General features: G+C 45.0%; 16 protein-coding genes. All 16 read left to right on the forward strand.

Going from position 1 to position 14,974, the window contains the following annotated elements; translation table 11 throughout:
• Nucleotides 1–300: 300 nt before the first annotated feature.
• The 16 genes from ACG95_RS07210 (at nt 301) to ispE (ending at nt 14,736) form a co-directional block, all read left to right on the forward strand.
• Entirely contained in the window at nt 301–564 is a 264-nt protein-coding gene (locus tag ACG95_RS07210; RefSeq protein ID WP_047999884.1) for a hypothetical protein, read from the forward strand.
• A gap of 303 nt (nt 565–867) precedes the next feature.
• The gene (locus tag ACG95_RS07215; RefSeq protein ID WP_047999885.1) at nt 868–2,214 is read left to right on the forward strand and encodes a CitMHS family transporter; all 1,347 of its coding nucleotides are present in this window, start codon (nt 868–870) and stop codon (nt 2,212–2,214) included.
• A 20-nt stretch (nt 2,215–2,234) separates the two neighbouring features.
• The gene (locus tag ACG95_RS07220) at nt 2,235–2,570 is read left to right on the forward strand and encodes a hypothetical protein (protein ID WP_082137329.1); all 336 of its coding nucleotides are present in this window, start codon (nt 2,235–2,237) and stop codon (nt 2,568–2,570) included.
• Complete coding sequence (locus ACG95_RS07225) at nt 2,570–2,968, forward strand: acetyl-CoA carboxylase biotin carboxyl carrier protein subunit (RefSeq protein WP_047999886.1); 399 nt, start codon at nt 2,570–2,572, stop codon at nt 2,966–2,968. The genes ACG95_RS07220 and ACG95_RS07225 overlap by 1 nt, the downstream gene beginning before the upstream one ends.
• Before the next feature lie 13 nt (nt 2,969–2,981).
• Nucleotides 2,982–4,103, forward strand: coding sequence for a sodium ion-translocating decarboxylase subunit beta (locus ACG95_RS07230; RefSeq protein WP_047999887.1), 1,122 nt, complete (start codon nt 2,982–2,984; stop codon nt 4,101–4,103).
• Between the two features lie 10 nt (nt 4,104–4,113).
• On the forward strand, nt 4,114–4,242 hold the full coding sequence (locus ACG95_RS13990) for an OadG family protein (protein WP_053072722.1): 129 nt from the start codon (nt 4,114–4,116) through the stop codon (nt 4,240–4,242).
• Nucleotides 4,243–4,396: 154 nt separating this feature from the next.
• A complete protein-coding gene (gene citX, locus ACG95_RS07235; protein WP_047999888.1) occupies nt 4,397–4,945 on the forward strand; it encodes a citrate lyase holo-[acyl-carrier protein] synthase in 549 nt (182 codons plus the stop codon).
• Nucleotides 4,942–6,351 carry an oxaloacetate decarboxylase subunit alpha gene (locus tag ACG95_RS07240; RefSeq protein WP_047999889.1) on the forward strand — a complete coding sequence of 470 codons (1,410 nt, stop codon included), beginning with the start codon at nt 4,942–4,944 and terminating at the stop codon, nt 6,349–6,351. The genes citX and ACG95_RS07240 overlap by 4 nt, the downstream gene beginning before the upstream one ends.
• A gap of 208 nt (nt 6,352–6,559) precedes the next feature.
• On the forward strand, nt 6,560–7,255 hold the full coding sequence (locus ACG95_RS07245) for a GntR family transcriptional regulator (protein WP_047999890.1): 696 nt from the start codon (nt 6,560–6,562) through the stop codon (nt 7,253–7,255).
• 298 nt (nt 7,256–7,553) lie between these two features.
• Nucleotides 7,554–9,605: a methionine--tRNA ligase gene (gene metG, locus ACG95_RS07250; RefSeq protein WP_047999891.1), complete on the forward strand. Its 2,052-nt coding sequence runs from the start codon at nt 7,554–7,556 to the stop codon at nt 9,603–9,605.
• A gap of 198 nt (nt 9,606–9,803) precedes the next feature.
• Nucleotides 9,804–10,982 (forward strand): multidrug effflux MFS transporter, encoded by a 1,179-nt coding sequence (locus tag ACG95_RS07255; RefSeq protein WP_047999892.1) that lies wholly within the window; start codon nt 9,804–9,806, stop codon nt 10,980–10,982.
• A 177-nt stretch (nt 10,983–11,159) separates the two neighbouring features.
• Nucleotides 11,160–11,936, forward strand: a complete 777-nt coding sequence (locus tag ACG95_RS07260; protein WP_047999893.1) for a TatD family hydrolase — start codon at nt 11,160–11,162, stop codon at nt 11,934–11,936.
• A complete protein-coding gene (gene rnmV, locus ACG95_RS07265) occupies nt 11,923–12,489 on the forward strand; it encodes a ribonuclease M5 (RefSeq protein WP_047999894.1) in 567 nt (188 codons plus the stop codon). Before ACG95_RS07260 ends, rnmV begins: the two co-directional genes overlap by 14 nt.
• A complete protein-coding gene (gene rsmA, locus ACG95_RS07270) occupies nt 12,486–13,373 on the forward strand; it encodes a 16S rRNA (adenine(1518)-N(6)/adenine(1519)-N(6))-dimethyltransferase RsmA (protein ID WP_047999895.1) in 888 nt (295 codons plus the stop codon). The genes rnmV and rsmA overlap by 4 nt, the downstream gene beginning before the upstream one ends.
• A 104-nt stretch (nt 13,374–13,477) precedes the next feature.
• On the forward strand, nt 13,478–13,738 hold the full coding sequence (locus ACG95_RS07275; protein ID WP_047999896.1) for a Veg family protein: 261 nt from the start codon (nt 13,478–13,480) through the stop codon (nt 13,736–13,738).
• 131 nt (nt 13,739–13,869) lie between these two features.
• The gene (gene ispE, locus ACG95_RS07280; RefSeq protein ID WP_047999897.1) at nt 13,870–14,736 is read left to right on the forward strand and encodes a 4-(cytidine 5'-diphospho)-2-C-methyl-D-erythritol kinase; all 867 of its coding nucleotides are present in this window, start codon (nt 13,870–13,872) and stop codon (nt 14,734–14,736) included.
• The last annotated feature ends 238 nt before the right edge of the window (nt 14,737–14,974 follow it).

Here is a 14,974-nt window from a genome sequence, read left to right on the forward strand (position 1 = left end):
TCTCAGGCTTAACCCGGTCCCCACAGCTAAGTTAGTACTGCCTACCGGAGGCGAAAGTGGTGACTGGTCTTAGTTTGCCAATCATAGTTATAGCAACATTTTCAGTGAATCATTAACTATCAGTTTTTAGTCGGATATAGTAAGGGACGATGGCCTGTTTGAGATACGCTACAGGTCATGGTTCCTTTTTTAGATTTGCGTAGGTAAAAAGAACAGTAAAAAAACACCTTAATCGGGCGCGGTCTTGAGTAATTGTGCTACTCTGAAACTATAAAAGAACGATAGTTGGAGGGCATTTAGATGGCGAATCAAGGCAAGGATGACGGCAATTTAACGTTGGATAAGCGGAAGTTTGCGGAAATGGTCGTAATGTCACAAAATATTCCGAATGATTTGGATCCGGAAACGATTGTTAAACAAAAATTAACGCTGTATCTATCGGCATATTACTTAGCAGAACGGTTTAATAAATTGGAAGGTGCGCACTTTGAAGGTGAGATCAGCACTGACCACTACCAGAAGTTAATGCAACAGTTGAAGGATGATAAGTTCGGCGATTGGTGAGTTAATGTTAGCTTAATATTTATTAGCACTACTGATGTTCACACAGTTTCATTGTGTGAACATCAGTAGTGCTTTTTTGTGCAATTATTTAGATGTTGATGAATGAGCATTCAAAGGCTAAATCGGGTATTAATAATTAAATTGGTACGGACAGATACTGTGAATTAAAGGCGGTATTTAGCGGTTCATCGGGTTACTAATTGGAACCGTGTTCTTTCTGTGTGCTTATGCACAAACAGACTAGAAAAAGCGCTTCCATACCGTTATGATTTGGGTATTAACTATTTAAAGGAGCTGAACCCAATGTTACTCACAATAATTGCTTACGCGATGATTATCGTCTTTATGTTCATCATTATGAAGAAGAAGATGTCGCCGTTTACCGCGCTAGTCTTAGTACCGCTAGTTTTTGGCATCATCGCAATGGTTGCAGGTGTTTCAAAGAAGGGCTCAATTGGGGATTTTGTGTTAGAGGGGATTAAAACCACCGCCAACACGGGAATCATGCTATTATTTGCTATTTTATATTTTTCAATCATGTTGGATGCGGGGTTATTCGACCCAATCACAAAACGCATGATCTATTTCGCCAAGGGTGATCCAATGAAAGTGCTGATGGCAACCGCCGTTGTCGCTGCTGCGGTTTCACTGAACGGTGATGGGACGACCACCACCTTGATCTGTTGTTCAGCCTTCATTCCTATCTACAAGAAGTTGAACATGCGGATGATGGATCTAGGGGTTCTGATCATTTTACAGAACACCATCATGAACTTACTGCCATGGGGCGGACCAACTGCTCGGGCAATGGCCGTGTTAGATGTTGATGCTAGTATCTTGGCATACGTCCTTCCAGGGATGATTTTAGCTTTACTATATGTCATCTTCATTGTTGCCCGTGGGATGGGTAAACGCGAACGGAAACGTTTAGGCGTCAAAGAATTAACGCGTGAAGAAATTGACGCAATGATCGAAGTAACTGATCCAGAAACAGCTAAGATTCGCCGGCCGCAGAACTTTGCTTTCAATGGTATCTTAACAATTGTCTTGATTGCTTGGTTAGTTGCCAGCTCATTCATCAAAGCTATCGCAATGCCACCACTGCTCTTGTTCCTCGTTGGGACTTGTATCGCATTGATGGTCAACTATCCTAAGTTGAAGGACCAGTCAAAACGTATCGGAGCTAACGGTGGTGACGCAGTGCAAGTGGTTATCTTAGTCTTTGCAGCTGGGGTCTTCATGGGTCTGTTCCAAGGAACCGGGATGGCAACTGCTTTAGCTGAAAGCTTTACCAAGATCATTCCACACCAAATGGCTGGTTTCTGGGGATTAGTAATTGCTGCAATCTCCGCACCAGGGACATTCTTCCTATCAAATGATGGTTTCTACTTCGGGGTGTTACCAGTCTTAGCTCAAGCTGGGCGGGCATATGGTTTCACCAATATGCAGATGGCACTTGCTTCATTAATGGGTCAAGCCTTCCATTTGTTAAGCCCGTTAGTTGCTTTTATTTACTTACTATTACGCTTAACTGGTTTGGATATGGGTGCATGGCAAAAGGAAACGGCCAAATACGCGCTCGGAATCTTTGCAATCTTCGTTGTGACGATTCTATTGACCGGTCACATGCCATTCTATATTCCACAATGATGATGGGAAGGTGAACTTGAATGACCAATTTTTGGCAACACTTGTGGCATCATTCTGATTCAAAAGTTAGTCCAGTTGAAGTTGAGGTAGATACAACGGCCGCAACGACGCAGGAGACTTGGGTCACCGTACCGCAATATTTGGAAGTCGATCCACGCAAACACGTCGTTCCGTCGTTAGTGGCGGCCAGTGTTACGGCGGTATCAGAACCAGATAGTCAGTTAGTTCTTAAACACTTGTACGTCCAAAACCCAGAGGCACAGTTGGTCAGCATGATCGCAAGCTGCTGTGCGACTAGTCTAGGTGATGGCGAATACGTGGTTAAGTCAATTAGAAAGAGAGAGGACCCGTCCTAATGTTACGTAAATTTAAAATTACTATTGATGGCAAAGAGTATCTAGTTGAAATGGAGGAAATCGGTGGAACTCCAACGACTGCCCCGGTTGTCGCACAGACGGTTGCTGCACCAGAACCAGTAGCTACGGCACCAACGCCGGTTGCTGAATCTGTAAGTCAGGCTACTGCTACACCAGCTGATGCTGAAGAAGCAATGAAAGCGCCAATGCCTGGGACCATTATCAAGATGTTAGTCGCACCAGGTGATGCGGTTACCGAAAATCAACCATTGTTAGTCTTAGAAGCAATGAAGATGGAAAATGAAATCGTTGCCAATAAAGCTGGAACGGTCGGTCAGATTTTCGTGAATAAGAATGACACGGTCAATGCTGGTGACGCCTTAATTCAAATTAACTGAGAGGGGTAACGATATGAACACGTTGATTCAAGGGATAACGTCAATTACCGTTAGTCAGATCATTATGATGCTGATTGGTGGCGCCCTCATCTATCTAGGAATTAAAAAAGAATATGAACCAACGTTATTGGTTCCAATGGGCTTAGGGGCAATTCTGGTTAACTTTCCGAATACCGGTGTTTTGACCCAAGTCGTTGGTGGAAGTAAGGCTGAAGGGGTCTTAGATATTCTGTTTAAAGTCGGGATCAATACGGAATTATTCCCATTACTGATCTTCATTGGTATCGGAGCCATGATCGACTTTGGGCCATTGTTGCAGAATCCATTTATGCTATTATTTGGCGCGGCGGCTCAATTCGGGATCTTCTTCGTAGTTATCATTGCGGTGTTATGTGGCTTTGATATTAAAGAAGCAGCTTCGATTGGGATTATCGGTGCGGCGGATGGTCCAACAGCGATCTTTGTATCGAACCAGTTGGCTCAGAAGTTGCTGGGGCCAATTACCGTGGCGGCTTATTCTTACATGGCCTTAGTACCAATTATTCAACCGATCGCCATTAAAGCCGTGACGACTAAGAAGGAACGCCAGATCAGAATGACCTACAAGGCTGAAGATGTTTCGAAGACAACTAAGATTCTTTTCCCAATCATTGTCACGATTCTAGCCGGATTCATTGCGCCAATCTCATTACCACTAGTCGGTTTCCTGATGTTTGGGAACCTCTTACGTGAATGCGGCGTGCTTGACCGACTCTCAGCAACTGCTCAAAATGAGTTGGTTAATATTGTCAGCATTCTCCTTGGATTGACGATCTCAGTTAAATTACAAGCAGACCAGTTCTTAAACGTACAAACGTTGATGATCATCGCGTTCGGTTTAGTGGCGTTTACGATGGATTCGATCGGTGGGGTGTTATTTGCCAAATTACTGAACTTGTTCCGTAAGCAGAAGATTAATCCAATGATTGGGGCTGCTGGAATCTCAGCATTTCCAATGTCTAGTCGGGTCATCCAAAAGATGGCTTCCGATGAAGATCCTAAGAACTTTGTCTTGATGTACGCAGTTGGGGCTAATGTTTCCGGACAAATTGCCTCAGTAATTGCGGGTGGATTGTTACTTTCATTCTTTATGTAGGAGGCCCACAATGATAAATAATTTAGAAGTGGCGTTTGAGTTAATGGGCTTTGGTATGGGTGGCGTCTTCTTAGTGCTATTCATCATCTACTTGGTAGCCAAGTTGTTACTCAAAGTCTTTCCAGCAAAAGCAAAATAGGTTAGTTAAATAAGTCATATAAAGTTTTACAGGATTAAGCGAAGGGCTGCGGTGAGTGCGTTGAAGTTAAATAGAATAATGGCTCTTCGTGTGAAGGGTCTGCGAATTAAGTTAGGACGCTCGTTGGAATTTAGAATGATTGCGGTGATGCAAGATGTCTGAACAATTGAGATATTTAGACGGTCCACAAGTCAGTTTGGAAATGATGTTAGAAACTAGGGACTGGCGTGCGGAACGACAATTAGCAGTTTTGAAGACTAACCCCCAAAGTACCCTGATCTGGTTGTCGGCGCGGATTCCTGGGCCGGTCAAGACGGGTACGCATTTAACAGCTAAGTACCAAGCGATTGCACAGGGTATTATGAATAAATACGGTGCGAATGTGGTTGATGCGGCCAGTTATCAGCGTGATACCGGCTTTGAATTCTATATTGCCGTTACGCAGGCCCCTGTTCAGGTCAAACGTGATTTAGTGGACTTTGAACAGCAGACGCGTTTTGGTCAATTATGTGACCTAGACGTCATGTATTTACATGAAGGCCAAACCAAACAAGTTGGTCGCCAACAACTGGCGCTGGCGCGGCGAACGTGTCTAGTATGCGGTGACGATGCCAAGATTTGCAGTCGTTCACGCCGGCATGACTTAGTGACGGTTCAACAAGTAGTAGATGAGATTATTTCGGAAGGGTGGCGAGAGGTTTGATTAAACAGAGTGTTGGAATTACAGAAACGGTGTTGCGAGATGGACAGCAGAGCTTGATTGCCACCCGGATGCCGATCAGTGATATGTTACCGATCCTAGACAAGATGGATCAGGCGGGGTACCACGCCTTAGAAGTTTGGGGTGGCGCAACTTTTGACTCGTGTCTGCGTTATTTGAACGAAGATCCGTGGGAACGGTTGCGGCTGATCAGAAAGCACGCGCCGAACACGAAGTTACAGATGTTATTACGGGGGCAGAATATCCTAGGATACAAGAACTATGCCGATGACGTTGTTGAAACCTTCGTTCAGAAGTCATTGGAAAATGGGATTGATATTATTCGGATGTTCGACGCGTTAAATGACACTCGTAATCTGAGAACAGCTCTGGCAGCAACTAAGAAGTATGGCGGTCATGCGCAGATGACGATCTCGTATACGACGAGTGAATTTCACACGATTCCGTACTACGTAAAACTGGCTAAAGAGATGGAAACAATGGGTGCCGACTCGTTGTGTATCAAGGATATGGCCGGAATTCTCACCCCACAGCGGGCTTATGACTTGGTCAGTGAGCTGAAAGCAACCCTCAGTATTCCGATTGAGATCCATACTCACGCAACGAGTGGAATTGCTGACATGACTTATATCAAAGCGATTGAAGCGGGTGCTGACATCATTGATACGGCTAGTTCGCCATTTGCCGGTGGGACTAGTCAGCCAGCAACTGAATCGATGCTGGTGGCGTTAAAAGACCTCGGTTATCAAGTGACAGTCGATTCAACGTCAGCTGCAGAGATTGCAGAATACTTTGCGCCCATTCGTGACCGCTTCCGTAATGACGGTGGCTTGAATCCTAAAGTGATGGACGTTCAGCCTAAGTCGTTGCGTTACCAAGTTCCGGGCGGGATGTTGTCGAACCTGCTTGCCCAGCTAAAGGATCAGGGCCAAGAAGCGCTATACGAACAGGTCTTAGATGAGGTGCCGAAAGTTCGTGCCGACCTTGGCTACCCGCCGTTAGTGACGCCGTTGTCACAGATGGTGGGGACTCAGTCGCTGATGAATGTGATGAGTGGTGAACGCTACAAATTGATTCCTAATGAAATTAAGGATTATGTGCGCGGTCAGTACGGTCGTCCACCAGTAGCGATTGATCCGGCAATCGTTCATAAAATCATTGGAGACGAACAACCAATTACGACGCGCCCCGCTGATGGAATTGCACCCCAATTACCAGCATTTGAGGATGCCATTAAGGACTACGCCCACAGTATGGAGGACGTCCTGATTTACGGGTTGTTCCCAGATCAGGGACGTGACTTCTTGGGACGTCGTGAAGATCGTTTCTATGACGTGCCCGTTCAAAATATCAAGTTGAGTTTTGCGACGGATAAAACTACAAATTAATTAATAGGATGCGATTGAGTGAGTTTGGGGCAAACCCAGACTCTTATTTCGCTTTCTCGATAGCCACGGTCAAAATATGCGACAAAAGGTAATTATTTGTCTTTCCGCACGTGTCTTTATGCATAGTATTATTGTAACAGTGGCTGGAAATTAGACGGTACCGCTTACTAGGTTTGATATAATAAACTTAACAGGGGGAGTGATCAGTATGGACAGTGTGGTACAAGCAGTTGCCAAAAACATGGATTTGTCACAAAATTTGCCGTTAAAAGAACAGGTACTAACGGCTTTTCGGAAGACGATTATTTTAGGCGATATTCCGGCTGGAACGCGCATCAATGAAAAGCAAGTTGCTGAAGAACTCAATGTCAGTCGAACGCCGATTCGGTACGCCTTAGAGCGTTTAGCTGCGGAAGCCTTGGTCACACGGACACCTGGAAGTAGCACGATCGTTCGTGGTGTCACCATCAAGGACGCCTATGAAATTTTTGATATTCGTAAAGAGTTGGACGTGCTTGCTACCCGTAAAGCGATGGCAAGAATGACGGACGCCGACTTTGTTGAATTACGGAAATTACTAGAACAAACGGAGCGTGACTTGAATCAAGCCCCCGACACTACGGTTGTGAGCTATTTTACGGATTTTAATCAATTTATTTATCAGCACTGTGATATGCCCCACCTCGTACGAACGATTTTTAGATTACAGACTTACTTAGTTTACTTCCGCGATATTTCGATTATGCCGCAAGAACGTCGGGCATTGGCGTTACAAGAGCATTGGCGCATCTATCAGGCGATGGTCAACCATGATGAGGTTCAGATTAACCTGATTATTCGTGAACATCTGGGACAGTCACTCCAGTTTATTATCAAGGAAATGCGTTTATTGAATATTGAATAAGTATCGATCGTTGCGTAACGATTATTTAAAGGCTCTTACAGTTTGACCGAGTTTAGGTAACTGGGAGGGCTTTTTATGTATCTCATGTCCAGCTCTGGCGGGGAAGTATGATACAATGATGAGGAGTTTACACATTAGCTCATCCGCAGTTTAGGAGAGCTTATCGCTTATGATTTCATCATGGGCGATGATTGCGCCACTATGGACGACTCGAACTGAATCTTAATTCGGTATTAGCTCAGAGTTGTTCATCATTGTGGCGACTTAATATTAAAAACGTTTGAGAGGAATTTACGCTATGGCAGAAACAAAACCAACTTATTATATTACGACGCCGATCTACTATCCTTCCGGGAAATTACATATCGGTAACTCATACACCACGATCGCGTGTGACACGTTAGCACGCTACAAACGGGCGATGGGTTACGATGTCTTCTTCCTAACTGGGACGGACGAACACGGCCTTAAAATCGAAGAAAAAGCTGAAAAGCTCAACACTGATCCTAAGACTTACGTTGACGGGATGGCTAAGCAGATCAAGGAACTTTGGGAATTGCTTGAAATCTCTAACGACAAGTTTATTCGGACGACGGATGATTACCATGAACATGCCGTTCAAGAGATCTTCGATCGTTTGTTGAAAAACGGCGACATCTATTTGGGTGAATACGAAGGCTGGTACTCCGTTGATGATGAAGAATACTTCACTGAAACGCAATTAGCTGAAGTCTACCATGATGACAACGGTAAGGTTATCGGTGGGAAAGCTCCTAGCGGTAACGAAGTTGAACTCGTTAAGGAACAATCTTATTTCTTCAAGATGAGTAAGTACGCTGACTGGTTGTTAGATTACTACCAGACCCACCCTAACTTCATCGAACCAGCTAACCGGATGACTGAAATGATCAATAATTTCATCAAGCCTGGTTTGGAAGACCTAGCCGTTTCACGGACGAGTTTCACTTGGGGCGTACCCGTCAAGAGTGATCCTAAGCACGTTGTTTACGTGTGGATCGATGCCTTGACCAATTATATTACGGCCCTTGGTTACGCAACTGGCGATTCTGAAGACTTGTTCAACAAGTACTGGCCAGCTGATGTTCAGATGGTTGGTAAGGAAATCGTGCGTTTCCATACCATCTACTGGCCAATCATCTTACATGCCCTTGGCTTGCCACAACCAAAACAAATCTTTGGTCACGGTTGGTTGTTGATGCGTGATGACAAGATGTCGAAATCTAAGGGGAACGTCATTTATCCTGATACCTTAGTTGAACACTATGGTTTGGATGCCTTACGTTATTACCTAGTTAAGGCTATGCCTTATGGAAATGACGGTCGTTTCACACCTGAAGATTTCGTGGAACGTTTGAACTATGATCTCGCTAACGACTTGGGGAACTTGTTGAACCGGACCGTTGCCATGATCAACAAGTACGAAGGCGGTAAGGTACCAACCTTTAAGTCTGACGTTACCGAATTCGATGCCGACCTTGAAGCAACGGCCGCAACGACGATCACTAACTACAATAACAGCATGGACACGTTACACTTAGCCGATGCTGTCAGTGAAGTTTGGAAGCTCGTTAGTCGGACCAACAAGTACATCGACGAAACGGCGCCTTGGCAATTAGCTAAGAGTGAAGATGCAGCGGATGCTGACAAGTTAGCTAGTGTCATGGCTCATTTAGCAGCCAGTCTACGCGTCATCGCCAGCTTGATCAGTCCCGTTATGACCCATGCACCAAAGGAAATCTTCACCCAACTTGGTTTGGATGTTGATACGTTAGCAATCGCTGACCTTAAGATCAGTGATTTGCCAGCTGGTTCTCAAGTGGTTGCTAAGGGGACACCGATCTTCCCACGGGTTGATATGGAAGTTGAAATCGAATTCTTAAAGGGCCAGATGACTAAGTCCGATAAGAAAAAGGGTCGCGCCGCAATGGAAGCTGCTAAGCACGAAGCTGAAGTTGAAGTCGACTGGGACCCTGCCAAGACTGAATTAAACTTAACGAAACCAGAAATGACCATTGATGACTTTGATAAGGTCGAATTAAAAGTGGCCGAAGTCGTGACGGTTCAAAAGGTTAAGGGTGCCGATAAGCTATTACAATTCCGTTTAGATGCCGGTGATGCTGATCATCGCCAGATTCTATCAGGAATTGCCAAGTGGTATCCAGAACCAGAAGACCTGATCGGTAAGAAGGTTGTTATCGTTGGTAACTTGAAACCACGTAAGATGCGTGGCGAGATGAGCCAAGGTATGCTGCTTTCTGCGGAACATGATGGTGAAGTTCAATTGATCACCGTTCCTGAAACGATGGTTAATGGTTCATTAATTTCATAAGCTAAACGATTAAATCAGACTGCTAATTGGTAGTCTGATTTTTTTGTTGTTTTGACAAATTGAACTAAATCCCGTAAAGTATACCGAACAGAAATGAGGTGACGGCATATGAAGTTTGAACAGATCTTAGTATGCGTAGCCGTAGATGGAAAAGGGCGTTTTTCCGCAAATTAATTAAATTTAGGAGTCTTAATTAAAATGAAAAACGTCCAAAAACAGGTTCCATCCTTACTATTATTAATTACCTTAGTTGGGTTTCCGCAAATCAGTGAATCGATCTTCACACCCATCTTACCCGCCTTGAGTCGAGCATTAAGCGTTAGTGCGAGTCACAGTCAGCTGACGATGAGCAGTTACTTCGTGGCTTTTGCCGTGGGAGTGCTCTTCTGGGGTCAGTATGCCGATTATAAAGGTCGTCGATTGGCGATGCTCGGTGGACTCGTGACTTATCTGATTGGAAATGTCGGTTTGTACCTGAGTCCAGATTTCAACTGGCTATTAGTCTGTCGGTTAATTCAGGCTTTTGGTGCCAGTGCGGGGTCAGTCGTGACGCAAACGATTATGCGCGAGAGTTTTAGCGGTGTGACGGGTGCCAAGGTATTTGCTAAAGTCAGTGCGGCGATGGCTCTGTCACCAGCACTCGGACCGTTGATTGGTGGCGGTGTTCAGACGGCATGGGGTTATCAGAATGTCTTCTCTGTTCTGATCATGATGGCAATCGCAATCTTGCTATACGCGGGCTGGCGCTTGCCAGAAACGCGCCCGGCAACGGTTAAAGTCGTGAGCTGGCAGCAGCAACGTTTAGTTGTTAAACGCCTGCTGATGGATCCAGTTGTCTGGTGCTACGGTTTGCTGATTAGTGGAATCAATGGAATCTTGTTTAGTTATTACGCCGAAGCGCCGTTTATCTTTGAAGCGCACTTTGGTTTTACTGCCATTCAGTATGGCAGTTTAGGGTTGTTAATCGCAGCTGCTAGCCTATTAGGAGCGTTATTAGTGAATTGGTTGGTCAATTATTGGTCATCGATGACGATTGCGTTAGCGGGGCTACTGTTGAGTAGTGTGGCTGCCTGTGGGTTAGTGCTTGCGGCTAGTAGTGGTCACGTGGTTGGCCTATTAGTCGGAATTTTTGCCGTCTTCTTAGGGCTGAATGTCACGTTGCCTAACGCCTTAAATCGAGCGTTGATTGGCTATGAAAGCGTGATGGGTAGTGCCAGTGGCTGGTTCAGCCTGGGGTACTACTTGCTGGTCAGCGTGTTAACTTACCTGATGAGCTGGTTACATCACGGCAGTATCATGACGCTGCCATACTATATGTTAGGTGTGTGTGTCGTTATGAGTGTCACGTATGGTTGGCTATACTGGCGACAACGTTAATGAAATAATAGATAAGATGAAGTCCGGGGCAAGTTTCCGGACTTTTTATATGAACTTTAGTGACAGTGGCGATTATTATTCAGCTATATTAAAAATAAGTAGCGTTGTAGTTTTCCGAAAACTTGCGTCGCATGGTAAAATCAACTAAGATAACAAAAGTCGAAAAGGGGATATTACATGCGGATTTTTGATTCTCATACCCATTTAAATAGTGAAGAATTCATTCAAGAAGTACCACGTTACTTGCAACAAGCAGCTGACTTGGACGTGGTCAAAATGGCTATCGTTGGCTCGAACACGCAGCTCAATGCTGATGCCATCAAGCTAGCTGAAACGTATCCACAATTAGTTGCGATTGTCGGTTGGCACCCGGAAGATTCCAAGGATTATGACAAAGCCGCGGAACAGTTGTTGATCGAACAACTTCAGAAGCCCAAAGTCGTTGCGCTAGGTGAAATCGGTTTGGACTATCACTGGGATACATCGCCACGGGACGTGCAGCAACAAGTGTTTGCGCGCCAAGTAGCGATTGCCAAAGACATGCAGATGCCCATCTCTGTTCACAATCGGGATGCCTTTGAAGATACGTATAAAATCTTGAAGGCCGCTGATATTCGGGATACTGGTGGTGTGATGCACAGCTTTAACGGTGATCCTGAGTGGCTCAAACGCTTCTTAGACCTGGGTATGCACATTTCATACAGTGGCGTGGCTTCATTCAAGAACGCCAAAGATGTTCATGAAGCGGTCAAACAGACGCCGCTTGATCGGTTGCTGGTTGAAACGGATGCACCGTATCTCACACCAGAACCATATCGTGGTAAGCAAAATGAACCTGGCTTTACCCGTTACGTGGTGGAAGCCGTGGCGAAATTGCGAGAGATGACGCCAGAAGCAGTTGCGGCACAAACTTATCAAAATGCAGAGGAATTTTTTAAGATTGAAGAAGATTAAAGAAGTGATCGTCGTTGAGGGCAAGGATGATACCAAACGCTTAGCTTTAGCGGTAGAAGCGGACACCCTTGAAACGAACGGTTCAGCTATTTCCAAAGAAACCATCGCCCATATTAAGCAATTACAGGCAAGTCGTGGCGTGATCGTCTTTACCGATCCAGATTTTTCTGGTGAACGGATTCGTAAGATTATCTCGGCTGAAGTGCCTGGTGTTAAGCACGCGTTTTTGGGACGTAAAGACGGTGTACCCACTAAAGCTGGCGGTAGTCTCGGCGTTGAACATGCCAGTCCCGCCATCATTCAGGCTGCGTTGGCCAATCTCTACACCGAACGTGTTGAGGAGGCCCAGTTACTGATCAATCAGAGTGATCTGATCAGAGCGGGTTTATTAGCTGGCCCAGCGTCAAGGCAGCGCCGTGAACGGCTAGGCGAATTGCTGAAGATTGGCTACGTTAATGGCAAGCAACTACCAAAAAGACTACAACTATTTCAAATTCAGCCCGCTGATTTCTGGGCGGCTGTTAACCAACTACCCACAGAGGAGATCAAATGAGTAAAGATTTAGATATTGCAAACCCTGCCCGCACCCAGGCGATTATGAATGCGTACGGCTTACGTGTAAAGAAGAGCTTAGGCCAAAATTTCCTAACTGACCAAAATGTCCTTCACAACATCGTGGCGACCGCTGACATCTGGACGGATGATAATGTGATTGAAATTGGCCCTGGGATTGGTGCGTTGACGGAGTTCTTAGCCCGCTCAGCACACAAAGTCCTAGCTTTTGAAATCGATGACCGTTTATTACCCATCTTGGATGAAACGTTAGCTGATTACGATAACATTGATATCGTTAACCAAGATATCTTAAAAGTAGATTTACCAGCAATGATTGCCGAACACTTAGACGGCGACCGACCATTAAAATTAGTCGCTAACTTACCTTATTACATTACAACGCCAATCTTAATGAGCTTATTGGCGGGTGACGTTAAGTTTGAAAACATCGTCGTGATGATGCAAAAGGAAGTTGCGGATCGTTTAGCCGCAGAACCAGGGACAAAGGCGTACGGTGCCTTGACGATTGCTGTTCAGTACCGGATGGCTGCGGAGTTAGCCATGATTGTGCCACGAAAAGTTTTCGTTCCCGTACCAAATGTGGATTCAGCCATTGTGAAATTAACGGCGTTGCCACCACGTACGCACGTGCCATATGATGAAGCGGCCTTTTTCAAAGTAGTTAAGGCTGGTTTTGCACATCGACGGAAGAATTTGTGGAATAATTTACAAAGTTTATTTGGCAAATTACCAGAGACAAAGGAAGCTATTCAAGCCGCCTTGGATCAAGCTGGAATTGATCCTAAAATCCGGGCTGAACGCTTGACAGTAGACGAATTCATCACCTTGACGGATGCTCTACATCAGGCCGAATTACTTTAATAAATAGCGTTATATAAAACTGTTGCACATTAGAAAACCTTGTGATATAATGTTGACTTTTTTGTGAAAAGCTAGTATAGTAGCTTTCATGAGGAGGATTCTCAATGCCAATTTCACTAGCTGCAATTAAAGATAAACTCGACGCACGCATTGGTCAACGGATGAAAGTCGTTGCCCAAGCTGGTCGTAAGAAAACGACCGAACGCCATGGTATCTTAAAGGAAACCTATCGTTCAGTGTTCGTTGTGGATTTAGACCAACAAGAAAATGCGTTTGAACGGGTTTCTTACAGTTACACTGATGTGTTAACTAAGAACGTGCAAATTGCCTTCGATGACGATATGACTGAAGAAACTGAAGCTTAATATACGTCACGTGAATTCTCAATATCAAGACCTCCAGCAAGGTCTTTTTATTTTGCCTTGATATTAGTATAATTGTATCAAAAGCAAGACAGCGACCCAGATGATTGTGGTAATGGAAGAGGGTGAAACGCGTGCAGATTGTGGAAAAGGCACCGGCTAAGATTAACCTAGGCTTGGATACTTTGTTTGAACATTCCAATGGTGATAAAGAATGGGATATGGTGATGACTTCGGTTGATTTGGCCGACTATGTCACGCTAGAATCCTTACCAACTAAACGGATCGAAGTCATAACGGATAGTGGCTTTTTGCCGAATGATCGTCGAAACTTAGCTTTTCAAGCGGTGAGTGTTTTGAGGCGCCATTGTCATGTTGAATACGGTGTCCGGATAACCATCAAAAAGGCGATTCCGGTAGCAGCTGGTTTGGGCGGTGGTTCGTCCGATGCGGCCGCAGTTTTGCGTGGGTTGAACCGGATGTGGTCGCTGGGATTAGACCTGGCAACGCTAGCGAAGCTTGGTCTGCGGATTGACTCCGACGTGCCATATTGTGTTTACAGTCAAACGGCGCACGTTACGGGTAAGGGTGAGGTCGTGACACCTTTACCGAAGTTACCCCCGATGTGGATTGTGCTGGCAAAACCTAAAATTAGTGTTTCAACCCCCAATATTTTGCGGCAGGTTGATTACGAACAGTTGGAGAGCCACCTCGACATTAACGAATTGTTGACCGGCATTCAGCAGCAGGATTTTACCAGTATCTTTGCCAACATGGGTAACGTGTTAGAGCCAATTACATCAAAACGCTATCCTGAAATTTTACAGATTAAACAACAACTATTAAAATTCGGTGCCGATGCGGCCCAGATGAGCGGTACTGGGCCAACCGTTTTCGGTGTCTGCCGGAAACGCTCCCGGGCACAGCGTGTCTATAACTCGCTGAAGGGCTTTTGCAAGGAAGTCTATCTCGTGCGGCCGGTTAATTTGAATGAAGATTAAAGAGTGTGTTTTCAGGCGGTTAGTTTGTGAGCATTAACGTGAAATTGGCGATTATTCCCGGTCTTGGAATAGTCGTCAATTTATTCGTTAAGCGGAACAAACTGCCTGAAAACACACGTTTCGGCACTAATAAATTTTTCGGGAATTTGATGTTTTGGGTGTAACTTATTTGTATTAGGCTGCACAGAGTTTGGTGTACTGAACGATTTATAGCCGAAACGTGCGTCTGCAGGCAGGA

Origin of the sequence: Lactiplantibacillus herbarum, assembly GCF_001039045.1 — a bacterium.
Lineage (GTDB): Bacteria > Bacillota > Bacilli > Lactobacillales > Lactobacillaceae > Lactiplantibacillus > Lactiplantibacillus herbarum.

Coding starts and splice junctions, on each gene's coding strand:
- ACG95_RS07210 (WP_047999884.1), top strand. CDS start 301: ATGGCGAATCAAGGCAAGGATGACGGCAATTTAACGTTGGATAAGCGG.
- ACG95_RS07215 (WP_047999885.1), top strand. CDS start 868: ATGTTACTCACAATAATTGCTTACGCGATGATTATCGTCTTTATGTTC.
- ACG95_RS07220 (WP_082137329.1), top strand. CDS start 2,235: ATGACCAATTTTTGGCAACACTTGTGGCATCATTCTGATTCAAAAGTT.
- ACG95_RS07225 (WP_047999886.1), top strand. CDS start 2,570: ATGTTACGTAAATTTAAAATTACTATTGATGGCAAAGAGTATCTAGTT.
- ACG95_RS07230 (WP_047999887.1), top strand. CDS start 2,982: ATGAACACGTTGATTCAAGGGATAACGTCAATTACCGTTAGTCAGATC.
- ACG95_RS13990 (WP_053072722.1), top strand. CDS start 4,114: ATGATAAATAATTTAGAAGTGGCGTTTGAGTTAATGGGCTTTGGTATG.
- citX (WP_047999888.1), top strand. CDS start 4,397: ATGTCTGAACAATTGAGATATTTAGACGGTCCACAAGTCAGTTTGGAA.
- ACG95_RS07245 (WP_047999890.1), top strand. CDS start 6,560: ATGGACAGTGTGGTACAAGCAGTTGCCAAAAACATGGATTTGTCACAA.
- metG (WP_047999891.1), top strand. CDS start 7,554: ATGGCAGAAACAAAACCAACTTATTATATTACGACGCCGATCTACTAT.
- ACG95_RS07255 (WP_047999892.1), top strand. CDS start 9,804: ATGAAAAACGTCCAAAAACAGGTTCCATCCTTACTATTATTAATTACC.
- ACG95_RS07260 (WP_047999893.1), top strand. CDS start 11,160: ATGCGGATTTTTGATTCTCATACCCATTTAAATAGTGAAGAATTCATT.
- rsmA (WP_047999895.1), top strand. CDS start 12,486: ATGAGTAAAGATTTAGATATTGCAAACCCTGCCCGCACCCAGGCGATT.
- ACG95_RS07275 (WP_047999896.1), top strand. CDS start 13,478: ATGCCAATTTCACTAGCTGCAATTAAAGATAAACTCGACGCACGCATT.